The sequence below is a fragment of the uncultured Maricaulis sp. genome, from assembly GCF_905480005.1.
In the GTDB taxonomy this organism is placed as follows: Bacteria; Pseudomonadota; Alphaproteobacteria; order Caulobacterales; family Maricaulaceae; genus Maricaulis.
The window spans coordinates 1-8,725 of sequence record NZ_CAJQOO010000019.1; the positions used below are offsets into that span (position 1 = coordinate 1).

The following is an 8,725-nucleotide window of genomic DNA, read 5'->3' on the forward strand; positions in this document are numbered from 1 at the left end:
TTCATGCGCGACCGCGCCGCCACCCGAATCCGGGAGTATACGGGCTATGCGCCGGGCGCATTTTGTGACGCCGAGGCGGCGGCGGATGACCTCGCGCGCTCCTTGCGCGGGATCGCGACAGTCGATGATGCGGTCGACATCACCCTGGCGCGAAATCCGGATCTCGCCGCCCAGGCGGAAGCGGTGCGCGTGCTGGATGCCCAGCGTGAGCGGGCCCGGCGCAGTCGGCTGCCCGTGGTCGAGGCGGTTGGAATAGCCTCCTACGTGTATGATGATTTCAGCGAAACCTGGGACGCGCGCGACCGGATCGGTGTCGACCTTTCCATGCCGCTCTATACCGGCGAGGCGCTGCAGGCACGCAATGAGCGCGCGATAGCCCGGATGGAGCAGGAAGAAAGTGGCCTTCGCAGCATGCAGCGCGAACTGCGCGAGCAGTCCGAGATCGTGTTTCGTCGGACGATTTCGCTGCAGGCCCAACTCATTCGTCGCGAAGCTGTCGCTCGGTCGCAATATGAATATTTTGACGCCATTTCGGGCGAGTTTGAATTCGGCCTGGGCACGCTGCCGGATCTGATCGACGCTCGCCTCGGCTATGAGCGTGCAGAGCTGGACGTTATCGGCGCGCGCTTCTCGCTGCTGCGCCAGCGGCTGGAATTGATGAGCCTGACCGACCGTATGCCACGCCCGCGTGATCGCGTGGAAGGCGAGGTGCCTTGACCCCCACGGGGTGTCAACGTTAGGAAGTTACCTTTTGGGTGCCAATTGGGAATTTTTGTGATGCTTCGCCGGTGCGCCGGGCACAAACCGAAGATTTCGGTTCTGAAGCTTGGGTGCCAGGCCGCTCGGCCTTGGTGAAAGACTGTCGTGATCGGCCCTGATGCAGCGCTGTGTGTTGTTCAAGGGGTCGGGCTGCCAAACGCTAGATCGTCGGGAGAGATCGCTATGCCTGCCATGAAAGAGACGAGCCGGGGCAATTTTGCCCGAAATGCATTGCTGACGACGGCGATGGCAACCGGTGGTGCGGTGCTGCTCGCGGGTGGATCTCAGGCGCAGGATAGTGTGGCCAGCCCTCCGGATGGCTATACGCCGGTGTCCGGTGTCGATGGCGTGTCGCGGGTCGCTATGGGGGCTGACGGTTCGGTAGAACTCTTCATGGCAGACGGGCGGACCATCCTGATTGCGGCGCAAGATGTGAGCGTTGTGGACGGCGTGGTGTATCTCGCCGATGCGGCGCTTGAAGCCAATGCCCTTCTTGGGGCAGGTGCCGCTGCGACGGCCGGTGGTGGCGGCGGTGCCATTTTGGCTGTCCTCGGCGGCGCGGGCCTGCTCGGCGCGGCCGCGGGTGGTGGTGGCGGCGGCGGCGGTAGTACGCCCACCCCTCCGCCTACCAATACCAACCCGCCGGTTTTCAGCTCCGCGGCGACGGCTGATGCTGACGAAAACACGACTGGAACAGTCTACACTGCGACCGCGACAGACGCTGACGGAAATACAATAAGTTTCTCCATATCCGGCGGTGCTGATGCGAGCCTTTTTTCCATCAACAGCACTACGGGCGCCGTAACCTTCAATGCGCCACCTGACTTCGAGAATCCGGCCGATTCCGGAGCCGACAATGCGTATGAAATCACGATCCGCGCATCGGATGGCGTCAATACAACTGATCAGGCGGTGACGATCACGGTCGGTGATGTGAATGAAACGCCCGAAATCACATCGGCAGACAATGTGGCCGTCGACGAGAATAGTGTCGGCACCGTCTACACTGCCGCGGCGAGCGATCCTGAGGGAGATACGATCACCTATAGCCTGAGCGGCACGGATGCGGCGCTGTTCGCGATCGATGCCAGCACAGGAGTCGTCACCTTCCTCGCAGCGCCGGATCATGAGAACCCGGCTGATGACGATGGCGACAATGTCTATGACATCATTATTACGGCCTCGGACGGAACCAATAGTACGACCCAGGCTGTTGCGATCACGGTTAACGCTGTCGATGAAGGCCCGGCGTCTTTTACCTCCGGAACGACCGCCAGTTTCGATGAGAATGGTATCGGGGTGGTCTACACGGCGACCACGACGGACCCGGACAATGATACAATCACCTACTCGCTCGCGTCGGGCGCCGACAGCGCATTGTTCGCGATTGATTCGGCCACCGGTGACTTGACCTTTGTCGCGTCTCCGGATTTCGAAGCGCCTGCTGACGGCAATGGCAACAATGTCTATGAGGTCACGGTCCGCGCGAGCGATGGCACGACGGTTACCAGCCAAGTCGTCGAAGTGACCGTCAATGATGTCAATGAGGCCCCTGTTGTGACGTCGGCCGCCACTGCGACCACGGCAGAGAACAACGCAGGCGTTGTCTACACAGCATCCGCGACCGACCCGGAAGGGGCCGCTCTGGCATACTCGCTGACCGGCGCCGATGCAGCGCTGTTCTCGATTGACGCTTCTACAGGTGAGGTCAGCTTCCTTGCGGCGCCCGACTTCGAGACGCCGCTCGATGCAGACGGCGACAATGTTTACGAGATCACCGTCACGGCGTCTGACGGCAGCAACTCCGATCTCCAGGCCGTCTCGATCACGGTCACCAACCAGAATGAGTTCGCGCCGGTTTTCACTTCGGCGACAACCGATGCGGTCGATGAGGATTCGACCGGTACATTCTACACCGCTACGGCGACTGATGCGGATGGTGACGCGCTCACCTATTCGATCGGCGCGGGCGGCGACGGTGCCTTGTTCCAGATTGACAGCACCACGGGCGAGCTGAGCTTCATCTCGTCGCCGGACTTCGAGAACCCCGCTGATGCCGATACCGACAATGTCTATGAGCTGACCCTGCAGGTCAGTGACGGCTCGACCAATGTCACCCAGGCGCTGTCGGTCACGGTCAACAATGTGAATTCGGCACCAGTTATCACTTCGGCGAACTCGGCGACTTACACCGAGAATGACACAAGCGCGGCCTATACCATCGCCGCGACAGATGGCGATGGCGACGCCGTGGTCTATTCGATCACGGGCGCGGATTCGGCACTGTTCACGGTCGATGCCTCGACCGGCGCCGTCAGCTTTGTTGCCTCACCGGACTTCGAGTCGCCCGCCGACGCTGATGGCGACAATGTCTATGAGATCAATGTCCGTGCATCCGACAGTGTCCTGACTACGACGCAAGCCGTCAGCATCACGGTCGAGAACGAAAATGATGTGGCACCGGTGATAACGTCTGGCGCTACCGCGTCGATCGCAGAGAACAGCGCCGGCATTGTCTATACCGCGACCGCTACTGACGCGGACAGCGCCAGCTTGACCTACTCGCTGTCCGGGACAGATTCGGCCTTGTTCCAGATCAACAGCTCGACCGGTGCTGTGTCATTCATCACGCCGGCCGACTTTGAAACCCCGGGCGATGTTGGCGGTGACAATGTCTATGACATCACTGTCACGGCGTCTGATGGCGCCCTATCCGACTCTCAAGCTGTCGCCGTTACGGTCACCGATGTGGACGAGTCCAGCGGTAATGCGCCGGTCTTCTCGTCTGGTGCGAGCCAGACGGTCTCCGAAAACCAAACATCTGCCTATGTTGCCCGTGCGACCGATGCCGACGGTGATACGATCAGCTACTCGATTTCCGGTGCCGATGCGGCGCTATTTACGATCGACTCTGCGTCCGGTGAAGTCCGCTTTCTGACGACCCCCAACTTCGAGAGTCCAAGCGATAGTGGGGGCGACAATGTTTACGACATTGTTGTCACGGCGTCTGATGGCAGCAATACCAACGACCAGGCTGTGGCGATCACGGTTGGGGATGTTACCGGCGAGTCGGCCGACATTCCCGAAGGTGACACCACCCAAATCCAGATGGTTTCGGGCGGTGACTTCACCGGCACCCTCGAAGTGGCCGGCGACCGCGACTGGGTAGCCATCACGCTGGAAGCCGGGCAGCGTTATCAGTTCGACGCATTCGGATCAGGCGGCGCGGGCGTGGAGCTCGATGACACCTATATCCGCCTGTATGATGCATCCGGCACGTTGATCGCCGAGAATGACGACATCACCCTTGGCGTAAACACGGATTCACGCCTCGGCTTCACGGCGACCACGTCCGGAACCTATTACGTGTCAGTTGGAGCCTGGGAGCCGGACAGTGGGGCAACTCTGTCCGGGCAGTACACGCTGCAGGTTCGCCACACGGACCCTCTGAGCGCTTGGAACTACCAGGAAATCGCTGACTACCTCGATTCAAATGGCTTCGGTGGCCTGCAATGGGACCGGTCAGCTGGCGACTCAATTACCGTCAACATCACCGCCCTGACCACGGCTGGGCAGACGCTCGCACGCGCCGCCCTGCAATTGTGGCAAGACATTACCGGGATCAGCTTCACTGAAGTCGCAACGGGCGGTGAGATCACGTTCGACGATGATGAGGAGGGCGCCTTTGCGGGGCCGGATGCGACATCAGGCGGTTTCATCACGGCCGCGAGTGTGAATGTTGGAACAGAGTGGCTCGACACCTATGGCACCAACATCGATGGCTACTCCTTCCAGACCTACATCCATGAAATCGGCCACGCGCTTGGCCTGGGCCACGGCGGCCCTTACGACGGGTCCGCGGACTATGCCGTTGATGCCATCTACCTGAATGATTCCTGGCAAGGGTCGGTAATGTCGTATTTCTCGCAGAACGAGAACACCTTCATCAATGCAGATTTCGGCTATGTCATCGGGCCACAGGTTGCTGACATCATTGCCGTTCTGGACATGTATGGAGGTTCCACGTCAACGCGCGGTGGCGACACGACCTATGGCTTCAATTCGACGGCCGGGAACGTGATCTTTGATGCCACCGCGCATGCCAACGCCGTCAGCTTCACGATCTTCGACACCGGCGGAACCGACACGATGGATTATTCCGGCTCCGCTGCGGATCAGACCCTCGACCTGCGCGAGCAGGCTTATTCAAGCGTTTTGGGTCGGGATGGCAATGTCGGCATTGCCCGCGGAACCGTAATCGAGAACGCCATTGGCGGCTCGGGTGATGACATCTTCATCGGCAATGACGCGAACAATGTCCTGACGGGTGCAGGCGGAGCCGATCGCTTCTATGCATCCGGGGGTACTGATGTTTTCAGTGGCGGGAGTGGCTCGGACACCGCCGTGTTCTCTGGGGCGTCAACCGACTACACCCTGTCGACCAACGGTTCCGGCAATACGGTGGTCACCGACAATCGCGCCGGAGCGCCGGACGGTGTGGTCGAGCTCATTAGCGTTGAAAATATTGTCTATGACGGCGGAACCAGCAATCCGGAGTATTTCGGAGATCCAAACTTTGCCGGTCGGGAGGGCCTTGATCCTAATGACATGCCCCCGACCGAGGCTTTCGACCCTGACGCACTCGGACATGGACAGGGGTGTCCATGCGCTGGTTGCCACGCCGGACACGGAGATGGTGAAAAAGAAGGCCATCATGACCATGTCTATCCCCACCTCAGCGATGGCGACCTGGCCCTGCTGCTGAACCTGTCGGACACCATCGGCGATTTCCGTGGCGAAGTCGGCACGAACATCTGGCGCAATGGTGAAGATGCCCGCGGGGACATCCGCGACGCCTTGCTCGAATGGCCTGTCGAACTGGAAGGGGCTATTCAGGCAGACAAGGGGCATCCAGTTTTCGAGCCGCTCACCATACCGTCCGCGGCTGACACGCCAGTCAGCCTGGTCGCAAGTGCAAGCGCCTACGGGCTCGAATTCTTCCCGGCGGACGCCTTCACCGATGCGTTCGACGCGCGGGACGACCAAATGTTGACGCTGTCGGATGATGCATCTGACGGCTGGGTCTGAGCCTGACGGGGAGGGGCAACCCCTCCCCTTCGACGCTGGCCTCCGGGCTTTCTAGCAATTTTATGTGCGACGGGGGCTGTTGTGTGGCGTGGCCTTGGGGCAAAACGGTGCCGCACACGGCATTTTGTCCATGTCGATAAGATGTTGCGAAAGCGAACGAATTGACGACAGGCGATCAGGATCGGGTCGGGGAGGCCAGGGTTTGACGAGTTTCGTTACAGGAGTGGCGGGCTTTATCGGGTTTCACGCGGCGAAGGCGCAGCTTGAAGCCGGTGAAGACGTCGTCGGTATCGACAATCTCAACCCGTACTACGACCCGGCGTTGAAGCAGGCTCGCTTGGCGGAGCTCGCTCGCTTTTCCGGGTTTCGTTTCGAGGCTCTTGATCTCGCGGATCATGACGGCGTTGCCCGTCTTGTGACCGATGTGCGCCCCCAACGCCTGCTGCACCTGGGTGCGCAAGCCGGAGTGCGATACTCCCTCGAGGCACCGTTCGCCTACGCCAGCTCGAACCTGATCGGCCATCTCTCGGTGCTTGAGGCCGCACGCGCCCTGGGTGATCGCCTGGACCATCTTGTCTACGCTTCGTCAAGCTCGGTTTATGGCGAGCGCTCTTCGGTCCCGTTCAAGGAGAGCGACGCCGCTGAAGCCCCGGCGTCGCTCTATGCTGCGACCAAGCGATCCGATGAATTGATGTCGGCGTCCTATTGCAGCTTGTATGGAATACCGGCTACCGGCCTGCGATTCTTCACGGTTTATGGTCCCTGGGGCCGACCTGACATGGCCTATTGGCTGTTCGCCGACGCGATGCTGGAAGGCCGTCCTATCGAGGTGTTCAACAATGGCAATATGGAGCGGGACTTCACCTATATCGACGACATCGTTGATGCCCTGTCGCGTATCCTGGCGGACTCGCCCGCCCGCGGGCGCCATGCGGTCTACAATATCGGTGGATCTGCCCCCGTCCGATTGATGGATATGATCCAGACGCTCGAAACTGAACTCGGCGTTGTCGCCGAAAAAGTGATGAGGCCGATGCAGCCCGGGGATGTTTCGCGCACCTACGCTGACACGAGTCGGCTTGAAGCCGACTACGGCTTTGCGCCGACTGTCGGGATCAAAGCTGGCCTGGCCCGTTTTTCCGCATGGTTCAAGGTTTGGCGGGTTCGCTAGAGCCTCTTTTATGGTGTCGACGAACTTACACTGATTACACCGGAAGCCGGGCCGCGGAAAACGTGTCGATCAGGTCTTGGGCGTCATCGCCAAGCGCTGGGTGGGATCGGGCATAAGCCATGGTCGCCCTCAGATATCCAAGCTTGCTTCCGCAATCATAGGACTGGCCGTCATACTCGACCGCATGGAAGTCCTGGCTTTCCATCTGCCGAGCCATGGCATCGGTGAGCTGGATCTCGCCTCCAGCCCCAACCGCCTGGTCGGCGAGGAAGTCGAAGATCGATCCCTGCAGGATATAGCGTCCCGTAATCGAGAGATTGGAGGGTGCGGTCTCGACCGGTGGCTTCTCGACCATGCCCCGCATGCGAATGCGATTGCCGTCGCGCGACACCGGATCGATGATCCCGTACTTGTTGACCTCGTCCTCCGGGACTTGTTCGACCGCGATGACATTGCCGCCGGTCTCGTCATAGACCTCGATCATCTGCGCCAGGCAGCTCGGTTCGGCCTGGACAAGGACATCGGGCAGGAGGATTGCAAACGGCTCGCTGCCTATAATGTCACGCGCGCACCAGATCGCATGACCCAGACCCAGCGGGGCCTGTTGGCGCACGAAGCTCATCGAGCCGGGAGTGGGTTTGGTCCTGGTGACCTCGGCGAGAATATCGCTCTTGCCCTTGGTCTGGAGGCTGGTCTCCAGCTCGTAGGCGGTGTCGAAATAATCCTCGATCGCGCCCTTATTGCGTCCGGTCACGAAGATGAAATGCTCGATGCCAGCGGCCAGCGCCTCATCCACCACATACTGGATTGCCGGCCGGTCGAAGACGGGCAGCATTTCCTTCGGGATTGTCTTGGTGGCGGGCAGAACCCGGGTTCCAAAGCCGGCAACCGGCAACACAGCCTTGCGAACACGCGTCATTCAGTTTCCCCTCCACATAGAGACATCAACGCCTACCCGATCACTCCGCGACCGTCCAGCTCATCCATTCACTTCGGTTTAGCAGATAGGTTCTATATACCGGACGGAACACGCAAATCGGGTGACGCCATGGGCAAGAAATACTTCGGAACCGACGGGGTGAGGGGACTCACCAATAGCTTCCCCATGACGGCTGAGACCGCATTGAGACTGGGCTTGGCTGCGGGCAAGTATTTCGTCCGCCACACCGGTCGGCACTCCGTGGTGATCGGCAAGGATACGCGCCTGTCCGGTTACATGATCGAGAGCGCGCTTGTGGCCGGCTTCACCTCGGTCGGCATGGATGTGTTCCAGTTCGGGCCGCTGCCAACGCCGGCCGTTGCGCTGATGACGCGCTCCTTGCGGGCTGATCTCGGAGTCATGATCACGGCCTCGCACAACCCCTATCACGACAACGGCATGAAGCTGTTCGGCCCCGATGGTCGCAAGCTGGATGACAAGGCGGAACTGGAAATCGAGGCGCTGATGGATGGCTCGCTTTCCGAGGAGCTGGCGGCGCCCTCGGATCTCGGGCGGGCCAAGCGCGTGGATGACGCCCAGGCGCGCTATGTCGAGATCGTCAAATCCTCCTTCCCGCGCGCCAAGCGCCTGTCGAACCTTCGCCTGGTCGTCGATTGCGCCAATGGTGCTGGCTACAAGGTCGCGCCGAAGGCTCTCTGGGAGCTCGGCGCGGACGTGATCCCGATCGGCGTCGAGCCGAATGGCTTCAACGTCAATGAGGAGTGCGG

4 protein-coding genes and 1 pseudogene are annotated in these 8,725 nt (G+C 60.5%); 4 read left to right on the forward strand and 1 reads right to left on the reverse strand.

Annotated features, from left to right (window positions below; genetic code table 11):
- The 3 genes from QZ266_RS02885 to QZ266_RS02895 all read left to right on the forward strand — a co-directional run.
- A partial coding sequence (locus QZ266_RS02885) for a TolC family protein (RefSeq protein ID WP_295691496.1) occupies positions 1 to 717 on the forward strand: 717 nt, incomplete at its 5' end.
- Positions 718 to 942: 225 nt separating this feature from the next.
- Complete coding sequence (locus tag QZ266_RS02890; RefSeq protein WP_295691498.1) at positions 943 to 5,847, forward strand: cadherin domain-containing protein; 4,905 nt, start codon at positions 943 to 945, stop codon at positions 5,845 to 5,847.
- Positions 5,848 to 6,049: 202 nt separating this feature from the next.
- Positions 6,050 to 7,018, forward strand: a complete 969-nt coding sequence (locus QZ266_RS02895) for an NAD-dependent epimerase/dehydratase family protein (RefSeq protein WP_295691500.1) — start codon at positions 6,050 to 6,052, stop codon at positions 7,016 to 7,018.
- Between the two features lie 34 nt (positions 7,019 to 7,052).
- Here the strand turns inward: QZ266_RS02895 and galU are convergent, their stop codons facing one another.
- The gene (gene galU / locus QZ266_RS02900; protein WP_295691501.1) at positions 7,053 to 7,937 is read right to left on the reverse strand and encodes a UTP--glucose-1-phosphate uridylyltransferase GalU; all 885 of its coding nucleotides are present in this window, start codon (positions 7,935 to 7,937) and stop codon (positions 7,053 to 7,055) included.
- Positions 7,938 to 8,066: 129 nt separating this feature from the next.
- Here galU and QZ266_RS02905 point away from each other — a divergent pair.
- Positions 8,067 to 8,725: pseudogene (locus QZ266_RS02905) on the forward strand (phosphoglucosamine mutase); the annotation flags it as partial.